The organism is Nonomuraea sp. NPDC048892 (assembly GCF_040649735.1).
GTDB classification, from domain to species: domain Bacteria; phylum Actinomycetota; class Actinomycetes; order Streptosporangiales; family Streptosporangiaceae; genus Nonomuraea; species Nonomuraea maheshkhaliensis.
The window spans coordinates 802,676-822,732 of the sequence record NZ_JBEZFZ010000004.1 but is presented as its reverse complement, the minus strand read 5'-3'; the positions used below and the strand labels follow the sequence as shown (position 1 = coordinate 822,732).

Annotated in this window: 16 protein-coding genes; 14 read left to right on the top strand and 2 right to left on the bottom strand. The window is 70.9% G+C overall.

From position 1 onward, the window contains the following. The first annotated feature begins 51 nt into the window (after positions 1–51). Entirely contained in the window at positions 52–756 is a 705-nt protein-coding gene (locus tag AB0C28_RS17385; protein ID WP_357836150.1) for an SDR family oxidoreductase, read from the top strand. After that, entirely contained in the window at positions 753–1,799 is a 1,047-nt protein-coding gene (locus AB0C28_RS17380) for an aldose 1-epimerase family protein (RefSeq protein ID WP_357836153.1), read from the top strand. Before AB0C28_RS17385 ends, AB0C28_RS17380 begins: the two co-directional genes overlap by 4 nt. A 21-nt stretch (positions 1,800–1,820) precedes the next feature. Here AB0C28_RS17380 and AB0C28_RS17375 read toward each other — a convergent pair whose 3' ends face one another. Then, positions 1,821–2,663: an amidohydrolase family protein gene (locus tag AB0C28_RS17375; RefSeq protein ID WP_358075449.1), complete on the bottom strand. Its 843-nt coding sequence runs from the start codon at positions 2,661–2,663 to the stop codon at positions 1,821–1,823. Between the two features lie 140 nt (positions 2,664–2,803). Here AB0C28_RS17375 and AB0C28_RS17370 point away from each other — a divergent pair, with 140 nt between their 5' ends. Then, the gene (locus tag AB0C28_RS17370; RefSeq protein WP_358075445.1) at positions 2,804–5,257 is read left to right on the top strand and encodes a glycoside hydrolase family 95 protein; all 2,454 of its coding nucleotides are present in this window, start codon (positions 2,804–2,806) and stop codon (positions 5,255–5,257) included. A gap of 7 nt (positions 5,258–5,264) precedes the next feature. On the opposite strand, the gene AB0C28_RS17365 is transcribed toward AB0C28_RS17370, so the two are convergent. Next, on the bottom strand, positions 5,265–6,341 hold the full coding sequence (locus AB0C28_RS17365; protein ID WP_357836162.1) for an FCD domain-containing protein: 1,077 nt from the start codon (positions 6,339–6,341) through the stop codon (positions 5,265–5,267). 161 nt (positions 6,342–6,502) lie between these two features. On the opposite strand from AB0C28_RS17365, the gene AB0C28_RS17360 reads away from it, so the two are divergent. From AB0C28_RS17360 to AB0C28_RS17310, 11 genes are all read left to right on the top strand, one after another. Beyond that, entirely contained in the window at positions 6,503–7,774 is a 1,272-nt protein-coding gene (locus AB0C28_RS17360) for an extracellular solute-binding protein (RefSeq protein ID WP_358075442.1), read from the top strand. 55 nt (positions 7,775–7,829) lie between these two features. Then, on the top strand, positions 7,830–8,759 hold the full coding sequence (locus tag AB0C28_RS17355) for a sugar ABC transporter permease (protein ID WP_357836168.1): 930 nt from the start codon (positions 7,830–7,832) through the stop codon (positions 8,757–8,759). After that, positions 8,756–9,562: a carbohydrate ABC transporter permease gene (locus AB0C28_RS17350; protein WP_346111196.1), complete on the top strand. Its 807-nt coding sequence runs from the start codon at positions 8,756–8,758 to the stop codon at positions 9,560–9,562. Before AB0C28_RS17355 ends, AB0C28_RS17350 begins: the two co-directional genes overlap by 4 nt. A gap of 2 nt (positions 9,563–9,564) precedes the next feature. After that, on the top strand, positions 9,565–11,469 hold the full coding sequence (locus tag AB0C28_RS17345) for a hypothetical protein (protein ID WP_358075439.1): 1,905 nt from the start codon (positions 9,565–9,567) through the stop codon (positions 11,467–11,469). A gap of 8 nt (positions 11,470–11,477) precedes the next feature. Next, complete coding sequence (locus AB0C28_RS17340; protein WP_357836174.1) at positions 11,478–12,245, top strand: hypothetical protein; 768 nt, start codon at positions 11,478–11,480, stop codon at positions 12,243–12,245. Next, the gene (locus AB0C28_RS17335) at positions 12,242–14,056 is read left to right on the top strand and encodes a right-handed parallel beta-helix repeat-containing protein (protein ID WP_358075436.1); all 1,815 of its coding nucleotides are present in this window, start codon (positions 12,242–12,244) and stop codon (positions 14,054–14,056) included. The genes AB0C28_RS17340 and AB0C28_RS17335 overlap by 4 nt, the downstream gene beginning before the upstream one ends. A 262-nt stretch (positions 14,057–14,318) precedes the next feature. Continuing rightward, positions 14,319–17,210 (top strand): glycosyl hydrolase, encoded by a 2,892-nt coding sequence (locus AB0C28_RS17330; RefSeq protein ID WP_358075433.1) that lies wholly within the window; start codon positions 14,319–14,321, stop codon positions 17,208–17,210. Between the two features lie 375 nt (positions 17,211–17,585). Beyond that, positions 17,586–17,717 carry a hypothetical protein gene (locus tag AB0C28_RS17325; RefSeq protein ID WP_357836182.1) on the top strand — a complete coding sequence of 44 codons (132 nt, stop codon included), beginning with the start codon at positions 17,586–17,588 and terminating at the stop codon, positions 17,715–17,717. 106 nt (positions 17,718–17,823) lie between these two features. Further along, positions 17,824–18,198 carry a group 1 truncated hemoglobin gene (locus AB0C28_RS17320; protein ID WP_358075430.1) on the top strand — a complete coding sequence of 125 codons (375 nt, stop codon included), beginning with the start codon at positions 17,824–17,826 and terminating at the stop codon, positions 18,196–18,198. Next, positions 18,199–19,320, top strand: coding sequence for a globin domain-containing protein (locus AB0C28_RS17315; RefSeq protein WP_346111205.1), 1,122 nt, complete (start codon positions 18,199–18,201; stop codon positions 19,318–19,320). Further along, positions 19,317–19,958, top strand: a complete 642-nt coding sequence (locus AB0C28_RS17310) for a DivIVA domain-containing protein (RefSeq protein ID WP_357836188.1) — start codon at positions 19,317–19,319, stop codon at positions 19,956–19,958. Before AB0C28_RS17315 ends, AB0C28_RS17310 begins: the two co-directional genes overlap by 4 nt. Positions 19,959–20,057 lie beyond the last annotated feature (99 nt).

Here is a 20,057-nt window from a genome sequence, read left to right as displayed (position 1 = left end):
GGGTCCAATTCCTCCCCCGCCTGAAGGCGGGGGTTTCCTCGGAGGTATCTGATGACCACGGCGCTCGTCACCGGCGCCGCCGGGGCGCTGGGCCGCGCGATCGTGCGCCGCCTGGCCGCCGACGGCCACCAGGTGGCCGCACTCGACGTCGACGCGGACGGCCTCGACGGCGCACTCAACCTGAAGACCGATCTGCGCGACCCGGCGGCGATCGAGGCCGCCTTCACCGAGACCGCGGCCAGGCTCGGCCCGGTCGGCATTCTCGTCAACAACGCCGCCGTCTATCCGGCCCGGCCGTTCCTGGAGGTGGCGCCGGAGGAGTACGACGAGGTCGTCGCGGTCAACCAGCGCGCCTACTGGCTGTGCGCCCAGCACGCGGCCAGGCAGATGCTCGGCCAGGGCGGCGGGGCGATCGTCAACGTCGCCTCGATCACCATGCACGGCGGCTGGCCCGACCTGGCCGCGTACGTCTCCACCAAGGGCGCGGCGGCCGCCTTCACCAGGGCGCTGGCCCGCGAGCTCGGACCGAGGGAGATCCGGGTCAACTGCGTCTCCCCCGGCGCGTTCCCGACCGCGGCCGAGGAGATCCACGAGGACCTGGAGGCGTACAACCGGATGGTCCTGGAACGGCAGGCGCTGCGGCGGCGCGGCACTCCCGAGGAGCTGGCGGCCGTGGTGTCGTTCCTGACCGGGCCTGACGCCTCGTTCGTCACCGGCCAGTGCCTCGAAGTCAACGGAGGGTGGGTGATGGCATGACGCGGGACCGCAGGCGGCTGGCCGAGCTGACGGGCGATCTGAGCGCGGCCGGCGGGGTCCGGCTGGTGACGCTGGCCGACGGCGTGGAGCGCGGGGTCAGGGCGCTGGAGTTCCGCACCGGGTCGGGGCTGGCGTTCGACGTGCTGGTGGACCGGTGCATGGACATCGGGCCCGCCGAGCACGCGGGGCGCTCGTTCGGCTGGCGCTCCCCCACCGGCTTCCGTCATCCGGGGCTGCACGAGAACAACGACGAGGACGGGCTGTCGTGGCTGCGCTCGTTCTCGGGACTGATCGTCACGGCCGGGCTGGACCACACGCTGTTCGGCGGCGACGTGCCGGCCGACGGCTACCGGTATCCGCCGCGCGAGTCCGTACGGCACGGGCTGCACGGCCGGGCCGGCAACCTGCCCGCCCGCCTGAGCGGCTACGGCGAGCGGTGGGACGGCGAGCGGTGCGTGCTGTGGGCCGAGGGCGAGGTGCGCCAGGCGGCGGTCTTCGCGGAGAACCTGCGCCTGGTGCGCCGGATCGAGGCCGATTTGGGCGGGAACGAGATCCGCCTGATCGACACGGTGACCAACGCCGGGTTCGAGCCGGCGCCGCACATGTACCTGTATCACATCAATCTGGGCTGGCCGCTGCTCGACGAGGGCGCCAGGCTGGAGGCCGACATCCGCGAGACGCTCTGGCAGAGCGACAGCGTGGCCGAGCAGAAGGCCGATCACCTGACGTTCCCCGGGCCCGTGCCGGGGTTCGTGGAGCAGGTGTACGAGCACGCGCTCGTCCCCCGCCCCGACGGCCTGCACCGCGTGGCCGTGGTCAATGAGCGGCTGGGCATGCGGGTGGCCGTGGAGTGGCGGGCGGAGGAGTTCCCGTACTTCTTCGAGTGGCTGAACCTGCGCTCGGGCAACTACGCGGTCGGGCTGGAGCCGTCCACGCACCACGTGTCGGGTGACGCGGCGGCCAGGCGGGACGGCAGCATGATCTGGCTCGGCGCGCAGGAGTCGCGGACGTACCACACGACCTTCCGGGTGGAGGCCGCATGAGATGACGGCCCCCGCCGGGGTCTACCCCTCCAGCCGGTACGCCCTGCGCGCCGTCCCGGCGAACACCTCGGCCCGCTCCGCGTCCGACAGGCCGGCGCAGAGCTCGTCGGCGGTCGCGGCCACCTGACCGTACTCCGCCGCGAGCAGGCAGACCGGCCAGTCGGAGCCGAACATCACCCGTTCAGGCCCGAACGCCTCCAGCACGGCCTCCGCGTACGGCCGCAGGTCGGCCACCTGCCAGCCGGTCCAGTCGGCCTCGGTGACCAGGCCGGACAGCTTGCAGTAGACGTTGGACCGGGCGGCCAGTTGTTCGATCCGGCCGCGCCACGGCTCCAGCTCGCCGGCGGCGATCGGCGGCTTGGACAGGTGGTCGAGCACGAACGTCAGCTCGGGCAGCGCGGTCACGGTGTCGATGGCGGCGGGCAACTGGTGCGGCAGCGTGAGCAGGTCGTAGGCGAGCCCGGCCGCGGCCACGGCGGCCAGCCCGCGGCGAACGTCGGGCCGGTTGAGCCAGGCCGGGTCGGGCTCGGACTGCACGCCGTGGCGCACGCCGACCAGCCCGCCTGGCAGCGCGGTCAGCTCGGCGAGCGCGTCGGCGGCGTCGGGCGCGGTGAGGTCGGTCCAGCCGACGACCCCCGCGACCAGCGGCGACCCGGCGGCCAGGGCCAGGAACTCCCTGGTCTCGGCGGCGTCGGCCACCACCTGCACCAGCACGGTGCGGCTCACGCCGGCCGCCGCCGCGGGCCCGGCGAGGTCGTCGAGGGTGAACGTGCGCCGCACGGGCGCCATCTTGCGCTGCTCCAGCCAGGCGTGCGGGCGGGCGGACAGATCCCAGACGTGGTGGTGGGCGTCGATACGACTCATCCCAAGACCTCCAATGTTTCCCAGAAATTACGCGAACTCTGGACAGAAAACCAGGACAAGCGTAAGAGATACATCCGACGTATGGCGACCCCCGATCTCGGGCGAGTGCGCCAGAACCCCCCATCGGAACAGGAGCGACCGTGACCGATCACGGGACCATCAGGACCCTCAGGACCGGCGACACCGACGACGGCTACACACGACGAGGCGTACTCGCGACCGGGCTGGGCGCCGCGGCCGGATCCCTGCTCGTGAACGGCGTCGCCGCCGGGCCCGCGCGGGCGGGCACGCGGGGCAACCCGCTCACCCTCTGGTACACCCGCCCGGCCGCCCAGTGGCTGGAGGCGCTGCCGGTCGGCTGCGGCCGGCTCGGCGCCATGGTCTTCGGCGGTGTCGAGACCGAGCGGCTGCAGCTCAACGAGGACGGCATCTGGGCCGGCGGGCCGCACGACTACGACAATCCCGAGGCGCTGGCCGCCCTTCCGCAGATCAGGCAGTGGGTCTGGGAGGACAAGTGGCAGGCCGCGCAGAACCTGGCCGACCAGAAGTTCCTCGGCCGGCCCAGCGAGCAGGCGCCGTACCAGGTGCTGGGCGACCTCACGCTGACCTTCCCGGGCCCCGCCGAGTTCACGGACTACCGGCGCGAGCTCGACCTCACCAGGGCCGTCACCACGGTCACCTACGTCCGTGACGGCGTGCGGCACACCCGCGAGGTCTTCGCCAGCAACCCCGACCAGGTCGTCGTGGTCCGGCACACGGCCGACAAGCCCGGCTCCGTGACGTTCACGGCCGCCTTCTCCAGCCCGCAGGCCACGACCACGTCCGCGGCCGGCCGCGCCACGATCGCGATCGACGGCGTCAGCGGCGACACCCAGGGCATGAAGGGCGAGGTCCGCTTCCGTGCCCTGGCCGAGGCGAAGGCGAAGGGCGGCACGGTCGGCACGGACGGGGGCACGCTGTCCGTCGAGGGCGCGGACGAGGTCACGCTGCTGATCTCCATGGGCTCCAGCTACCGCAGCTTCAAGGACGTGGGCGGCGATCCCGCCGAGGTCGCCGGCCGGCATCTGACGAAGGCGAGCGGGCGGCCGTACGAGGTGCTGCGACGCCGGCACCTGCGCGACTACCAGGAGCTGTTCGGCCGGGTCGAGATCGACCTGGGCACCTCGGAGGCCGTCGCGCTGCCGACCGACGAGCGCATCGCCCGCCAGAAGCTCGACACCGACCCGCAGCTGGCCGCGCTGTACTTCCAGTACGGCCGCTACCTGCTCATCTCCAGCTCCCGCGCCCCCGGCCACGCCGCCAACCTGCAGGGCGTCTGGAACGACTCGCTCGCGCCCGCCTGGGAGTCGAAGTACACGATCAACATCAACTGCGAGATGAACTACTGGCCGGCCGCGCCGGGCAACCTCATCGAGTGCATGGACCCGCTGTTCGACCTGATCAAGGACCTGGCCGAGACGGGCGCGCGAACCGCGAAGACGCACTACGGGGCCGCCGGCTGGGTGGCACACCACAACACCGACGGCTGGCGCGGCACGGCACCCGTGGACTTCGCCTTCTACGGCGTGTGGCCGACCGGCGGCGCGTGGCTGTGCCTGACGTTGTGGGAGCACTATCTCTACACCGGTGACGAGCGGCGGCTGCGCGAGCACTTCCCGCTGATCAAGGGCTCGGTGGAGTTCTTCCTCGACACGCTGCAGACCGATCCCAGGACCGGCTACCTGGTGACGAACCCGTCGCACTCGCCCGAGGTCGGCCACCACGAGGACGGCGGCGAGAACGTCAGCATCTGCGCGGGCCCGACCATGGACATGCAGATCCTGCGCGACCTGTTCGGGGCCTTCGAGCAGGCTTCCGAGGTCCTCGGCACGGAGGCCGGCCTGCGGGCGCGGGTCAAGGAGGCGCGGGCGCGGTTCGTGCCGAACCAGGTGGGCCACCTCGGGCAGATCCAGGAGTGGCAGGAGGACTACCGGGGCGACGCCGCGCTGTCGCGCAGCCGGCACATCTCGCACCTGTGGGGGCTGTTCCCCGGCCACCAGATCGACCCGCGCCTGTCGCCCGAGCTGGCCGCGGCCGCGCGGCGGACCCTGGAGCTGCGCGGCGAGGCGGGGGCCGGCTGGTCGCTGGCCTGGAAGATCAATTTCTGGGCGCGGCTGCTGGACGCGGCGGAGGCGTACAAGCGGCTGTCGAACCTGCTGATCCCGGCCCGTACGGCGCCCAACATGTTCGACCTGCATCCGCCGTTCCAGATCGACGGCAACTTCGGCGGCACCTCCGGGATCACGGAGATGCTGCTGCAGAGCCACGCCGACCAGGTGCACCTGCTGCCCGCGCTGCCGGCCGCCTGGCCCGCCGGGTCGCTGCGCGGGCTGCGGGCGCGCGGCGGGTTCGAGGTGGACCTGGAGTGGGCGGGCGGCGCGCTGCGCCGTGGCCGCATCCGCTCCGATCTGGGCCGCGAGCTGACGCTGCGCACCGCGGGAGCGGTGACGGTGATCGAACGCGGGCGGCCGGTCAAGGTCGAACGCCCTGAGGCGGGCGTCGTCGTCTTCGGCACCCGGCGCGGGGCGACGTACGAGGTGGTGCCGTCGGCCTGAGCCGCCCCTACGGCTGGGCGGAGGGCCGGACCCTGGGACGGGTGCGGGAGGCCTCGCCACGGGCGTGGGCGGCGAACAGGCGGGCGGCCTCCTCGGGGTCGCCCGCGGCCAGCGTGGCCACCAGGTCGTCGTGGTGGCCCGCCATCGCCGTCCAGTCGCCGTCGTAGAGGGGGTTGCCCACCACGTGCAGGCTCCAGAGGTTGGACTCGATCGTCCGCCACAGCCGCAGCAGGAAGGAGTTGCCGCAGGCCGCGCAGACCCGGCGGTGGAAGGCGAGGTCCGCGTCGCGGAAACCGCCGATGTCGCCGTCCTTGGCGGCCTTGCGCATGGCCATCACATCGGCCGCGAGCTGCCGCAACGTGTCGGGCTGGATGCGGGCGGCGGCGCCGCGTGCGGCATACTCCTCCAGCAACACCCTGATGTCGCGGACCTCCCTGGCCTGCTCGTCGGAGATCTCCGCGACGTAACTTCCCCGGTTGGGATAGGAGATGACCAGCCCCTCGTGCGCCAACCGCTTGATCGCCTCCCTGGCCGGGGCCTGGCTGGTGCCGACCCGCCGGGCTATCTCCGCCTCCACCAGCCGCTGTCCGGCGAGCAGCTCGCCGGAGACGATCCAGCCGCGCAGGAGCGCGTAGACGCGGTCGGACAGCAGCTCTCTGGGCAGCAGCCGGGCCGCGGGCGGGGCGATCTGCTGCTCCTGCCAGATGCGCGCCACCGTGGACTGCGACAGCCCGAGCTGGGCGGCCATGGTCCTGGTGGAGGGCACGGCGGCGCCTTCGGCCGCGGCGGCGATCACCCGTTCGGCCTCGGCCCGCTCCGCGCTGCGCGGGCGGCCGGGTCTGGGCGCGTCGGCGAGCCCGTCGAGGCCGCGCTCCACGAAGCGGGCCCGCCATTTCGCCACCGTCGCCGGGCTCACCGCCAGGCTCGCGGCGATCTCCTTGCGGGACAAGCCTTCGGCGCAGGCCAGCACGATGCGGCTGCGCAGCGCCAGCCCTCCCTCCGGCGTGCGTCCCGCCCACTCCCGAAGCGTCGCCAGCTCCTCCGCGCCCAATGTCAGCCGGTTGTCGGCTTCACGTCCTGCCACGGGTCGATCTTAACGTACTTATGACTCAGCAAGGCACCGTACACATATTTGTAGCGTCACGTTTCCCCTTGACGGGCCCATGTGACCAACGTATTAAATAATCGCTAATCGAGTAACGACCCATTAAAAGGCGTCGCAGATCTCGCCCCCTTGGAGGTGCGATGCGTTCCCCCCGTCCATCCCTCGTCCTACCGGTTCTCGGCTGCGTGCTCCTGCTCACCGGCTGCGGCGGGGGCGGCTTCGCCGGCGACTCCCAGGCCCAGCAGAGCGAGGGCGGCCAGGTCACCCTCCGGATGCTGGTCAACATCAGCCCCAACCTCACCCAGGCGTACTGGGACGGGCTGGTCAAGCCGTTCGAGCAGGCCAACCCCGGCATCGACGTCAAGATCGAGGCGCCGACCGGCAAGGGCGTGGCCGACACGCTGCCGCAGCAGCTCGCCGCCGGCAACGCGCCCGACGTGGTGGAGACGCTGATGGCGGACGAGACGCTGGCCAAGCAGATGCTCGACCTGACCGATCAGCCGTGGGCGAAGGACACCCCGCTGGCCGAGCAGGCCAAGCTGGGCGGCAAGATCTACTCGGTCGGCGTCGGCGTGCAGGCCCAGTCGCTGGTCTTCTACAACAAGGCCGCCTTCGCCAAGGCCGGGATCGAGCAGCCGCCGACCACGTTCGACGAGTTCGACGCGGCCATGGCCAAGCTGAAGAAGTCCGGCTACCTGCCGCTGCAGACGGGCGGCGACTTCCTCACCGGGCTGCAGGTGCTGCAGCTGTCCAACCCCAGCCGGGCCCAGACCCATCCGGCCTGGCAACAGGACGTCAAGGCGGGCAAGATCAAGGCGGGCGAGTCGCTGCTGCCCTACCTGGAGCGCTACCGCACCTGGATCGACAAGGGCTACGTCGACAAGAACGCGCTCGGCATGAAGTACGCCGACGCCGAGACCCAGTTCCTGTCCGGCAAATCCGGCATGTACGTCATGGGGAGCTGGTTCACCGCCACCGAGGCCAAGGCCCAGAAGGACTTCGAGATCGGCGTCTTCCCCGCCCCCGTCGACAAGGGCCAGACCTACCCGGGCCCGCAGGGCGCGACGCTGGCGGCGCCGTACATGATCCTCAAGTCCACGCCCCAGAAGGACGCGGCGCTCAAGCTCGTCCAGTGGCTGGTCACCGATCCGGCGGCGGTCAAGAGCCAGCTCGCCCAGGACGGCAACTTCCGCACCGGTGTCGAGCGCGAGTTCACCCCGCTGGAGAAGCAGGTGCAGAAGATCCTCGACCAGGCCCCGCAGGGCGTCCCCCAGGGCGAGGGCTACGGCGACGCCACCCTGCCCAAGGGCTTCAACTCCGCCTGGAACACCGAGGTTCAGGGCCTGTACGTGGGCAAGTCGCCCAAGGACGTGGCCGAGGGCGTCGACCGCTGGCTGGCCGGACGCGCATGACCCGGCTCGCCGACGAACGCAGCACCCCGGCCATGAGGCCGGCGGAGGAGTTCTCATGACCCTCACCAGGCAAGCGCCCCCGGTCACCGGGGCCGCGGCCCCGGAGCGGCGCAGACGTCACGACGGATGGGCCAACGCCCTCATGGTGGCGCCCGCCACCGTCCTCTACGTCGTGATGCTGATCATCCCGGTCGGCCTGGCCCTCTACCTGAGCCTGACCGACTGGGACGGCTTCAGCGCCGACCCCGCCTTCGTCGGCGCCGCCAACTACGTCAAGCTCCTCGACGACCCCGAGCTCCAGCGCGCCTCCCTGGTGACGCTGCTGGTCGCGGCGGCCGGCACGGCCGGGCTCAACCTGCTCGGCCTCGGCTTCGCCCTCCTGGTCAACGGGGCATCGAAGGCCAACACGTTCTTCCGGATCGTGCTGTTCTACCCGCACGTGCTCAGTGCCCTGGTGGTCGGCTTCCTCTGGTCGGCCATCCTGGGCACCACCGGCGCGGTCAACAACCTGGTGACGACGTGGGGCGGGCAGGTCATCCCCTTCCTGTCCGACCCCGTCTGGGCCACGGTCACCATGATCGCGGTGCTGGTCTGGGCCGGGTTCGGCGTCAACGTGGTGCTGTACCTGGCCGGGCTGCAGGCGGTGCCGCACTCGCTGATCGAGGCGGCGCGGATCGACGGCGCCACCCGCGCGCAGGTGTTCAGGAACGTGACACTGCCCGCGCTGGGGCCGTCCGTGACGGTGAACATCGTGCTGTCGCTGGTGACGCTGCTGAAGACGTACGACCTGGTGGTCTCGCTCACGGCGGGCGGGCCGGCCGGTCAGACGCAGACCGTCGCCTACCTCATCCTCTGGAACTCCTTCCACGACGCCCGCCTCGGCTTCGGCTCGGCACAGTCGGTGATCCTCATGCTGGTCACGGCGGTGCTGGCGTTCGTGGTGACGAAGCTGCGCAGGCGCGGCGAACTGGCGGTGCACCAGTGAGAAAGACCTTCCTGTGGGCGAGCGCCGCCTTCATGCTCATCCCCCTGTACGTGCTCACCGCGAACGCGTTCAAGGGCCAGCAGGACATCCTGGCCAACCCGTTCGGCCTCGGCGGCCTGACCCTCGAACCGCTCGGCAGGGCGCTGACCAACCCGCAGTTCAACGTGGTCAAGGGGTACGCGATCACACTGCTGTTCGTGGTGGCGGTCAACGTGCTGTCGGTGGGGCTGGCCGCCCCGGCCGCGTACGTGATCGCGCGCAGCCCGAAACGCAGGTTCCGCGTGCTCATGCTGTTCTTCCTGGCCGGCACGTTCATCCCGGGCCAGGTGCTGGTCATCCCCGTCGTGTACGTGCTCAAGACCCTCGGCCTGATGGGCACCATCCGCGGCTTCGTGCTGTTCGAGACCACGCTCACGATCCCGTTCTCGATCTTCCTGTACGCCGGCTACATCGCCACCATCCCCGCCGTCCTCGACCAGGCGGCGGCCGTGGACGGGGCGGGCAGGCTGCGCACGTTCTGGCAGATCGTCTTCCCGCTCATGCGGCCCGCGGTCGCCACGATGGTCATCCTCAACACGTTCTCCGTGTGGAACGACTTCGTGAACCCGCAGATCATCCTCGGTCCCGGCAGCGGCCTCTACACCGTCACCACCGGCGTCTACGCGGCGGTCAGCCAGTACTCCACCGACTACACGGTGGTCTTCCCGACGCTGCTGCTGGCCATCGCCCCGCTGCTGATCTTCTTCGTCTTCATGCAACGGCACATCATCAGCGGCCTCACGGCAGGAGCTACGAAAGGGTGAACATGCGCGAGATCAAGGCGACCGTGCCCCTCGGCGTGCCGCCGGCCTGGGCGGTCCTGGAGCGCCGGCTGTTCGACGCACTCGACGAGGCGTGGCGGGCCTTCTCCGCCCGCTACTGCGGGCCGGACGGACGGCTGATCTACCACGGCCCGGCCGCGGACCGCGACGGCGCCGACGACTTCTACGAGGCGTTCTTCAACTGGCCCGCGCTCTACCAGCTCGGCGGCGCCGACGACCTGCTCGACGCGGCCAAGCACCACTGGGAGGGCGTCACCACACAGCTCACCGAGCTGGGCTACCTGGTGGAGGAGTACGAGCGCGGCTACGACTGGTTCCACCAGGGCGAGTCGATGCTGCTCTTCTACGGCATCTGCGCCGCCGACCCGCGCGACGAGCGCTTCCGCGAGCGCGCCCGCCGCTTCGCCGACCTGTACCTGCCCGGCTCGGCCAACTACGACGCCGAGCACGACATCATCCGCGCCCCGCACAACGGCGCCGGCGGCCCCCGCTACGGCCTGCAGTGGGAGTGGGCCTCCTACCACACCGACCTGACCAGCATGCGGCCGTTCGGGCTGCCGCTGCGCGACCTGCCGGGCATCTCGTCCTGGGAGGACCTGGGCGACCCCAGCAACGCCGCCCGCATGGGCGCGGCGATGAGCGAGCGCATCGGCCGCGGTGACGTGGCCGTCAACCTGGCCGCGACCAGCCTGGCCGTCAACGCCTGGCTGTACGACGGCGACGAGCGCTACCGCGACTGGGCGCTGCGCTACATCGGCGCCTGGCAGCGCAGGGCCGAGGCCAACGGCGGCGTCATCCCCGACAACGTGGGCCCGTCCGGCGTCGTCGGCGAGCTGCACGACGGCCGCTGGTACGGCGGCAACTACGGCTGGCAGTGGCCGCACGGCCTCTACAGCGTCGGAGCCGCCGCCGCCGTCGCCGCGGTCAACGCCCACCTGCTGACCGGCGACGACGCCACCCTCGCCATCGGCCGCGACCCGCTGGAGGCCGTGTACGAGCGCGCGATCCAGGCGGGCGTCACCGAGACCGAGATGAGCATCAGCGACCGCTGGCTGGCGGAGCTGGGCGACGAGGCCGGCAAGCCGACCATGCTGGTGCCCAACCGGCACGACGACGACGGCTGGTTCGACTTCCAGCCGCCGCAGCTCGGCCTGCCCGTCTGGCTCTGGCACATGAGCCTGGCCGGGGGCGACGCCGACCGGCTCGACCGGGTGCGCAGGGGCTCCGGCTACGACTGGACGGCCGTGCGGCCGTTCCGCAACAAGGAGGAGGCCGGGCACGAGGCCCCGTGGCTGGAGTACCTGCGCGGCGCCAACCCCGGCTTCCCCGAGCGCATGCTCACCACCGCGCTCGGCCAGGTGCAGCGCCGCATGGCGCTCATCGACGCCGACCAGGCCGACCTGGCCACCATCCACGTGCACCACTGGCAGCGGCTCAACCCCGTGGTCACCGAGGCGCTGCTGCAGCTCGTCACCGGCACCCCGCAGGTGCTCTACAACGGCGGCCTGCTGCCGGCCCGGCTGGCCTACTTCGACGCCGACCGCCACCGTCCCGGGCTGCCCCAGGACGTGGCCGCGCTGGTCGGCTCCGTCCGCCCCGGCGGCGTCGAGGTCGAGCTGGTCAACCTCAGCCTGACCCGCACCCGCAGGGTCGTGCTGCAGGCGGGCGCGTTCGGCGAGCACCGCATCGACCGCGCGACCGTCACCCGGGCCGGCGACGGCTATCCGGGCGACCCGCGCGGCTACACCCCGCCTCCCATCGCCGAGACCGAGCACGACGTGCCCGTCGAGGGGCCGCGCCTGCTCGTGGAGCTGCCGCCCGGCCGCCGCATCCGGCTCGACCTGCACACGACCGCGCGCGTCCGCACGCCGTCGCACCAGCACTACTGAGGAGTTACATGGACGACGCCATCTGGGATCTCCCCGTTCGGGGGTCGCTGCCCGCCGCACCCGATCCCGCTCTCGTGGCGGGGCTGTCCCGGATCAGCTCGGCCACCGCCTGCGCCAAGCTGCACGCCCAGGGCATCAGGCGCACCTTCATCGAGGGGCCGCGCCCCATCGCGCCGGGCCAGAAGCTGGCCGGACGGGTCCGCACGCTGCAGTTCATGCCGCAGCGCGAGGACATCGCCTCCGGGCTCGGTCAGGAGTACGTCGAACGGCACACGGCCCTGTGGCACGTGCTGGAGGACATCCGGCCCGGCGACGTGCTCGTGGTGCAGGCGTACGGCAGCGCCTACACCGGCTGCTTCGGCGACATGCTGGTCCGCTACTTCAAGCGCAGGGGCGGCGCCGGCATCGTCGTGGACGGCCGGATCAGGGACCTGCCGCGCGTCAGCGGCCTCGGCGTGCCCATCTGGTGCACGGGCGCCACCCCGCACTACGCCTCGCAGGCGGAGCTGTTCCCGTGGGCGTACGACGTGCCCGTGGCCGTCGGCGGCTCGCTCGCGCTGCCCGGCGACCTGTGCGTGGCCGACGACGACGGCGCCGTGGTGGTGCCGCTGCGGCGGGCCGCGTCGGTGCTGGAGGCCGCGGCCGACCACGAGCAGTGGGAGCTCTTCAGCCGCGGCCGCATCGAGGAGGGCGCGACCCTTTCCGACTACTACCCCCTCACCCCCGAGACCCGCGCCGAGTTCGAACGGTGGCGGGATGTTAAGGAGAGCCAGTGATCCTCAGGTCCATAGGCGCGGTGGTCTTACTGCTGGGCGGCTTGACGGCTCCTACGCCGGCCACGGCCGCCGCCAAGACCTGCGACTTCTACGTGTCCCCGTCCGGCGGCGAACGCGCCGACGGCAGCGAGAAAAGGCCGTGGAAGTCCATCGAGCAGGCCCGTGACCAGCTCAGGACGAAGAAGAACCTGACGAACTGCGACGTCGTCGTCAACGTCAAGGCCGGCGACTACGTGGTCGACAAGACCATCGAGTTCACCGAGGCCGACTCGGGCCGCGACGGCCACAAGATCACCTATCGCAGCGCCGACGGGCCGGGCAAGGCCCGCCTGCTCGGTGCCAGGCCGCTGACGGGCTGGCAGAAGTACAAGGACAACATCTACAAGACCAAGGTCGACCGTACCTTCTACACCCTGTTCGAGGACGGCGCCCGCGCCACCACCGCCCGCCACCCCAACCGCACCGCCGACGACCTGTGGTCGCCCTACCTGTTCTCGGTGACGCCGGAGGCGGAGTACCAGGCCCAGCACACCTGGCTGTTCTTCGACCCCAAGGACATCCCGCAGGAGTGGGACCCCGACTTCGACAAGAACTCCCAGATCGTGGTCTGGTCGGGCGGCTCGTGGAGCTGGTTCAGCGACACCATCCCGCTGGGCGGCGCCGACTTCCGCAAGAACTTCTTCACCTTCAACTACTCCTCCCGGTTCGCGCTGGTCAACAGCCGCAGCGGCTCGCGTTACTTCCTGCAGAACACGCTGCGCTTCCTCGACCAGCCGGGTGAGTACTACTTCGACTTCGCCAACAGCGAGGTCTACTACTGGCCGAAGACCTCGATCGACAAGGTCATGGCGCCCACCGTCAAGACCCTCGTCTCGCTCAAGGGCTCCTCGCCGGACCAGCGGGTGCGCAACCTCGCCTTCGACGGGCTCGCCCTGCAGTACTCCGACTTCGTCGACTGGTACCGGTACGGGTGGAACGACGCGGGCGACTCCGGCGTCGTGCACAAGTACCCCGTCTACGACCGGCAGATCGAGCTGCCTCGCAACCGGTTCGGCATGATCACGCTGGAGAACACCCGCGACATCGACCTGAGCAGGCTGAGCATCTCCGACAGCGGCTACACGGGCGTCTTCATGCTCTTCGCCAACGAACGGGTCAAGGTGAGCGACAGCCTGCTGGCCAATCTCGGCGGCGACGGCATCAAGGTGGAGGGCGGCTATCCCGGCGAAGGGGACATCTCCGGCCACCACACGATCACGAACACATACATCGACCACGTCGGCGAGCTGGTGCCCGGCGACGCGTCCGGCATCGAGCTGATGAGCACCGGCCACAACACGGTCAGCAACGTCGTGGTCAAGCACAGCGCCCGCTACGGCATCAGCCTGGAGGTCCGCCCCGAGATCGCCAACGCCGACAACTACGCCCGCGGCAACCGCTTCTCCTACATCCGCCTGGAGGAGACCGGCCTGGACAGCGGTGACATGGGCGCCTTCTACACCTACGGCGTGCACAACGTCGAGCCGCACCCGATCGACAACTACGTGGACCAGATGGTGATCGGGGACGTGATCAACGACCCCGCCGGGCAGATGCCCGACTCCGGGACGCGCGGCGTGCACATGGACGCCGGCGGCTGCGGGTTCGCCATCAGCAACGTGCAGGTGGGCAAGGTCAGCGACCAGAAGTACCAGGCCTACCAGTGCAACGAGGTGAGCAACTCGGACTGGCAGGACGGGTTCGACAGCTCGAAAATGGAGTACGACAAGATCGGCGTCACGAGCGCGTTCCCGTACCCGATCCCGGCCTGATTCGTGGGGGCGCCGGGCCGGCCCGGCGCCCCCGTCCCACCGGCGACCCCCCTGTCAGGAACGGCTTCCTGGAGCGCCCGTGAACGACCCGACCCGGCACGATATCCCTCCGTCTGAGCCGCCCCATACTTTTCCGCTGACGCGCCGTGGTTTTCTCTCGCTCGGTGTCCTCGCCCCCGCCTTCCTGGGTGCTGTCCCGGGCCCGGCCTCTCCCGCCGTCTCGGCCGGCCGGTTCGCCCGGCCGCCGGTGGGTGTGCGGCCGATGGTGCGGTGGTGGTGGCCGGACGGGCACGTCGGTCCGGCCGAGATCCGGCGTGAGGTGGACCAGCTCGCCGACGCCGGCTTCGGCGGCGCGGAGATCGCGGCCGTGCACCACAGCATCCGCGACAAGTCCCTGCTCGACCCGGCCGGACACGGCTGGGGCACCCCCGCGTGGAACGCCGGCGTCGAGGCCGCGCTGGACCAGGCGGCCAGGCGCGGGCTGTCGATCGACCTGACCATCGGCCCCTCCTGGCCCGCCGCCGTGCCCACGATCACCCCCGGCCACCCGGCGGCGGCCAAGGAGCTGGCCCACGGATCCGTCGCGGTGGCCGCCGGCGCCACGTACGCGGGGCCGGTCCCGCCGCCCGCCATCGATGGCGAGCCCGTCCGTGAGCTGCTGCTGGTCCAGGCGGCCAGGATCGAACCGGCCCATTCCACCCGCGACGAGACCGGCCTCGACCCCTCCTCCGTCACCACCGTCCCGGTGAACGGGGACAACGTCACGTGGACCGCGCCCGCCGAGGGCGAGTGGCTGCTGATCTCCTACTGGCAGCGCGGCACCGGCCAGCGCCCCGAGTCCGGCCCGCACACCGCGCCCGAGTCCTACGTCGTGGACCACTTCAGCCGGGCCGGCACCCAGGTGGTGATCGACTTCTGGACGTCCGAGCTGCTCACCCCCGCCGTGCGCGGCCTGCTGCGGCGTTCGGGCGGGGCGCTGTTCGAGGACTCCATCGAGATCGAGAGCGACGCGCTGCCGTGGACGCCGGACCTGCCCGCCGAGTTCGAGCGGCGGCGCGGGTACGCGCTGGCGCCCTATTTGCCGGTGGTCATGCTGGCGGACGAGGACCCGGTCTTCGCCTACGATCCCGTCCTGACCCGGCACGCCCGCAAGGACTTCTGGGACACGGTCTCCGAACTGCTCAACGAGCACCACTTCATCCGGCTGCGCGACTGGGCGCACTCGCTGGGGCTGCGGCTGCGGGCGCAGCCGTACGGGCTGCGGACCGACGCCATCGAGGCGGCGGCCATCCTCGACGTGCCGGAAGGCGAGTCGCTGGGCTTCAAGAACCTCGACGACTACCGCTGCCTGGCCGGAGGCCGGGATCTGGCGGGCGGTGAGGTGCTGTCCTGCGAGGCGGGGGCGTACCAGGGCGGGGCCTACACGACGACCTGGCATAAGCTGCTGCTGACGATGGGCGGGGCGTACGCGGCCGGGCTCAACCAGACGGTGCTGCACGGCTTCTCGTACGCGAGCGCGCCGGGGGCGGCGTGGCCGGGGTTCGCGGCGTTCACGCCGTACGACGGCAAGGCGGGGTACGCGGAGTCGTGGGGGCCGCGCCAGCCGACCTGGACCCACATCCACGACATTTCCCGATATTTCGCGCGAATTCATTTGATCATGCGACAGGGAGTGCCGCGCGTGGACGTGGCCGTGCTGCGGCAGACCGGCTACACCAAGACCGGGATCGGCGCCTCCTGGTTCACCGCGAGCGGCGTGCCCACCGGGTGGACCCACCAGTTCGTCAGTGGCCCCCTGCTCGACCTCCCCACGGCCCGGGTCAGGGACGGGCGGCTGGGCGGGCCCGCGTACAAGGCGCTGTTCGTCGAGGGCGACCGCTTCTACGCCGGCGAGTGCACGATGACGCTCGCGACGGCCCGGCGGCTGCTGGAGCTGGCTCGCGCGGGCCTGCCCGTCGTCCTGCTCGGCGACTGGTCGGCGGCCTCGGTGCCCGGCGTGCCGCGCGACGGCGACGAACGGCTCCGCGCCCTCGTCGCGTCGCTGACCGCCGAGCCCACGGTGCGGACGATCGCGGCCCAGACGGACGTGCCCGCCGCGCTCGCCTCGCTCGGCGTGCGTCCCGACGTCCGGTACGCGACGCCGTCCACGCTGCTCACCCTGCGCCGGGTGGACGGGGAGGTGGACTACTACTACCTGTGCAACGGCAGGCACCAGGAGAACGTGAAGCCTCCCGTCGCCCCGATCGACCACGAGGTCACGCTGGCCCGCACCGATCGTGACGGGGTGCCGTACCTGCTGGATCCGTGGACGGGACGGGTCACGCGGGTCGCGCTGTACGCGGACGACGGGGACGAGGGGGTGCGCCTGCGGGTCGCCCTGCGCCCCGGCCAGGCCCGGATCATCGCCATCGCCCGCCCCGGCCTGTTCGGCACGCACCCCTCGCCCGGATCGCCCGGATCGTCGGCTTCGTTCAACACGTCGGGCTCGTCCGGCTCCGGCCCTTCCGACTCGCCCGACTCGTCCGACTCGCCCGCCGACAGGACGATGGGTGCCCGTACGCACGCCACCAGCACCGACGCCGACCAGGTGACCTTCTCCCCCGCCGGACGCCTGCTCGTCCGCGCCGCCCGGCCCGGCACCTACACCACCACCCTGTCCGACGGCCGCACCGTCACCACCGTCATCGGCCCCGTCGCCGCCCCCGTCGAGCTCACCTCGTGGCGGCTGCGGGTCGAGTCCTGGGGCCCCGGACCAGCGGGAACGGCGAAGACGGTGCACACGGTGCGCCTCGACCGCCTGGTCCCCTGGCCGGAGATCCCCGAGCTGGCCGACGCCTCGGGGGTGGGGACGTACACGGCGCGGCTGGACTGGGACGGCTCGCCGGCGTACCTGGAGCTGGGCGAGGTCACCGACACCTGCCGGGTCACCGTCAACGGCCGCCGGCTCGACCCGGTGGACCAGCTCCACCCGGTGATCGATCTCGGCTCCCGTCTCCGGCGCGGCTCCAACACCGTCGAGGTGGAGGTGGCGACCCCGCTCGGCAACCGGCTCAGGGTCGCCGATCCGGAGGTCTACGGCGGGCTGACCCGCCAGCCGTACGGTCTGCTCGGCCCGGTCAGGCTGGTGCCGTACGGGGAGGCCGCCGCCGGCTGAACGGACCGCCGGATCAACCTTTCGTGCTCCGAACGGGGCCGGCCGGATCGACGCTTCGTAATCGTGACGGCCGAATCGCGTGACGTTTCCCGGTCCGGCCGCACGGTAATGTTGACGTTTCGCGGCCGGACGCGCGCATTCGGTAACCCATGGCGCGTGCTTTCTTCCCCGAACCGACCGTATCGAGCCCTCCGCGTGGAATAGCCGCGAAAGACGGAATGGCCGGCCGAAAACCGGCCATTGCCGTCTCCATACGGGTTGCGGGCGGTCTGCTCACCCCCTAATGTTTCTGACACATCTTCACGTGCTCGGAAAATCCGGTGGTTAAGAGCCGGCACAGGTAAGGGCCCGGCGCAGAGTCCGCATCATGGGGGCATGAATGGCACTCGGACCAGACGCGGTCGTCGCCGCGACGGCGAGGTCATGAGCGTACGGGCCTGGCCCGGAACCCGCGTACGCCTCAAGGTCGAGGCTTCCGCCGAGGAGGGTACCCAGGCACCCGACTGAGGAGAGTCCAGTCGGAAGGGATTTCGGCGACACCACAGAACCGGCGAATTAACCGCGCGTTGATACGCAGGAAAATGTCGTTTCATTCAGGAGGTTTGCAGTTCTCATGGCTTCGTACTACGAGCAGGTCGGCGCTTCGACCATTCGCGACGTGGTCGACCGCTTCTATGTGGTCGTGCTTGACGACGCCGAGCTCAAGCCGTATTTCGACGGCGTCGACATGGTCCGGCTCAAGCGGCACATGGTCATGCTGCTGTGTTCCGTCCTCGGTGGCCCGGAAGTTTACGAAGGCCACGACCTGGGCGACGCCCACCGCGGAATGGGCGTCACCGGCGAGCACTACGAGCGGGTCGGCCGGATCCTGGTCACCGTGCTGCGCGAGGACTTCGGCGCCGACGACGGCCTCATCGAGCATGTCGCCACCGTGCTGGGCCAGGTGCGCGGCTCCATCGTGGAAAAGCCCGTAGGGGCAGCGGGATAAGTGGACACGCAAGCCCTGAAGGGCAGCTGGCAGCTGGTCGCCCAGTCGGGTGACCAGGTGCCGCTGTTCTTCTACTCCGCCTTATTCCTCATGTACCCGGAGACCCGCGCCCTGTTCCCGGTGTCCATGGCCACCCAGCGCGACCGGCTCGTCAACGCGCTGGGGCACGTCGTCAGCAACGTCGACCGGGTGAACGAGGTGGTGCCGTTCCTCCAGCAGCTCGGCCGCGACCACCGCAAGTTCGCCGTGGTCGCCCAGCACTATCCGGCCGTCGGGCAGGCGCTGCTCGCGACGCTGGAGCACTTCCTCGGCGACCGCTGGACGCCGGCCCTGGCGCGTGACTGGACGGCGGCGTACGGGCTGGTCGCGAAGGTGATGACCGAGGCGGCCGAGGAGTCCTCAGCCGTCACGCCTCCCTGGTGGGAGGGCGAGATCATCCTGCACGAGGAGCGCGCGCCCGGCATCGCGGTCATCCGCGCCCGCCTGAACTACCAGTACGCCTTCCGCGCCGGCCAGTCCGCCTCCATCTCGGTCGCGCTGCGGCCGAAGCTGTGGCGCTTCTACTCCTTCGCCAACGCCCCGCGCCGCGACAACACGATCGACCTGCACGTACGCGTGGTCGACGGCGGCGTGGTCAGCACCGCCCTGGTCCACGGGGCGCAGCGCGGTGACATCCTCAAGGTCGGCGCCCCGGTGGGCGACCGGCTGACGCTCGGCCAGAACCAGTCCAAAGAGCTCCTGCTCATCGCGGGCGGCACCGGTCTGGCGCCGCTCAAGGCGCTGGTCGAGCAGGTGGCGTACGAGGGCCCGCCCCGGGGCGTCCGCCTCTTCGTCGGCGCCAGGACCTCCCGCGAGCTGTACGACCTCGAGGCCCTGTCCAAGATGGAGGCCGAGAACCCCTGGCTGAGCGTGGTGCCCGTCGTGTCCCGCGACGCCTTCTACAGCGGTGAGCACGGCCACGCCGTGGACGTCGCGCTGAAGGCGTGGCGCGGCCAGGACGTCTTCGTCTGCGGCTCCGAGGAGATGGTGCAGAACTCCGTCGCCCGGCTCCTCGACGCCGGCGTGCCGCCCGAGCTGATCCGCTTCGACGAGTTCACCACAGCTGGAGGTAGGGAGCCGTGACGGCAGAGACGCCATGGGGAGAGCGCCCGTCGAACGACCAGCGGCGCCTCACCCCTGATCGCGTGCGGAACAAGGACTTCTCCCGCACCAAGCTCGGGCACCGCGGATACAGCGAGGACGAGGTACGGGCCTTCCTGTATCGCGTGGCCGACGACATCGCCACCGGCGACATGGAGAAGGCCGACCTGCGCGCCGAGGTCGAACGGCTGAAGAACTGGTACAAGGAACGCGGCACCGACGTCGACAACTCCGGCGCCAAGAAGCTGAACGTCGACGCGGTCAACCTGCTGTCGCGCGCCCAGCAGACCGCCGACGCCCAGATCGCCGAGGCCGAGGACTACGCCCGCCGCCTGGTGGGCCAGGCGCGCCACCAGTACGAGCAGATCCTGCACGAGGCGCAGCAGCGGGCGGAGGAGGCCGGCAACCAGGCGGTCAACGTCTACCGGTCGAGCGGCGCGCAGCAGTCGGCCGACGCCGAGGAACTCGAACGGCGGATCGCCTACCTGCGCACGTTCGCGGAGGTCACGCAGGTACAGTTGCGGGCGGTGCTGGAAGGGCTGACGAACGAGGTGAACAAACTCGGCAAACTCCCGGACACGGGCCGGCCCGCCGCGTACTCCTCATCGGGCCAGGACTGAGCCGGCACAGCCTCACGCGGCCTGGACGGCCCGGCTTCACCTCGCGCGGCCCTGAAGGGACCGGTGGACCGTAAGCTGTGCTCGTGAGAGCCGGGGTGG

Bases quoted from the DNA above. Each gene is read 5' to 3' on its own strand.
- AB0C28_RS17360 (WP_358075442.1), top strand. From the start codon at position 6,503: ATGCGTTCCCCCCGTCCATCCCTCGTCCTACCGGTTCTCGGCTGCGTG.
- AB0C28_RS17380 (WP_357836153.1), top strand. From the start codon at position 753: ATGACGCGGGACCGCAGGCGGCTGGCCGAGCTGACGGGCGATCTGAGC.
- AB0C28_RS17355 (WP_357836168.1), top strand. From the start codon at position 7,830: ATGACCCTCACCAGGCAAGCGCCCCCGGTCACCGGGGCCGCGGCCCCG.
- AB0C28_RS17385 (WP_357836150.1), top strand. From the start codon at position 52: ATGACCACGGCGCTCGTCACCGGCGCCGCCGGGGCGCTGGGCCGCGCG.
- AB0C28_RS17325 (WP_357836182.1), top strand. From the start codon at position 17,586: ATGAATGGCACTCGGACCAGACGCGGTCGTCGCCGCGACGGCGAGGTC.
- AB0C28_RS17330 (WP_358075433.1), top strand. From the start codon at position 14,319: ATGGTGCGGTGGTGGTGGCCGGACGGGCACGTCGGTCCGGCCGAGATC.
- AB0C28_RS17320 (WP_358075430.1), top strand. From the start codon at position 17,824: ATGGCTTCGTACTACGAGCAGGTCGGCGCTTCGACCATTCGCGACGTG.
- AB0C28_RS17340 (WP_357836174.1), top strand. From the start codon at position 11,478: ATGGACGACGCCATCTGGGATCTCCCCGTTCGGGGGTCGCTGCCCGCC.
- AB0C28_RS17375 (WP_358075449.1), bottom strand. From the start codon at position 2,663: ATGAGTCGTATCGACGCCCACCACCACGTCTGGGATCTGTCCGCCCGC.
- AB0C28_RS17345 (WP_358075439.1), top strand. From the start codon at position 9,565: ATGCGCGAGATCAAGGCGACCGTGCCCCTCGGCGTGCCGCCGGCCTGG.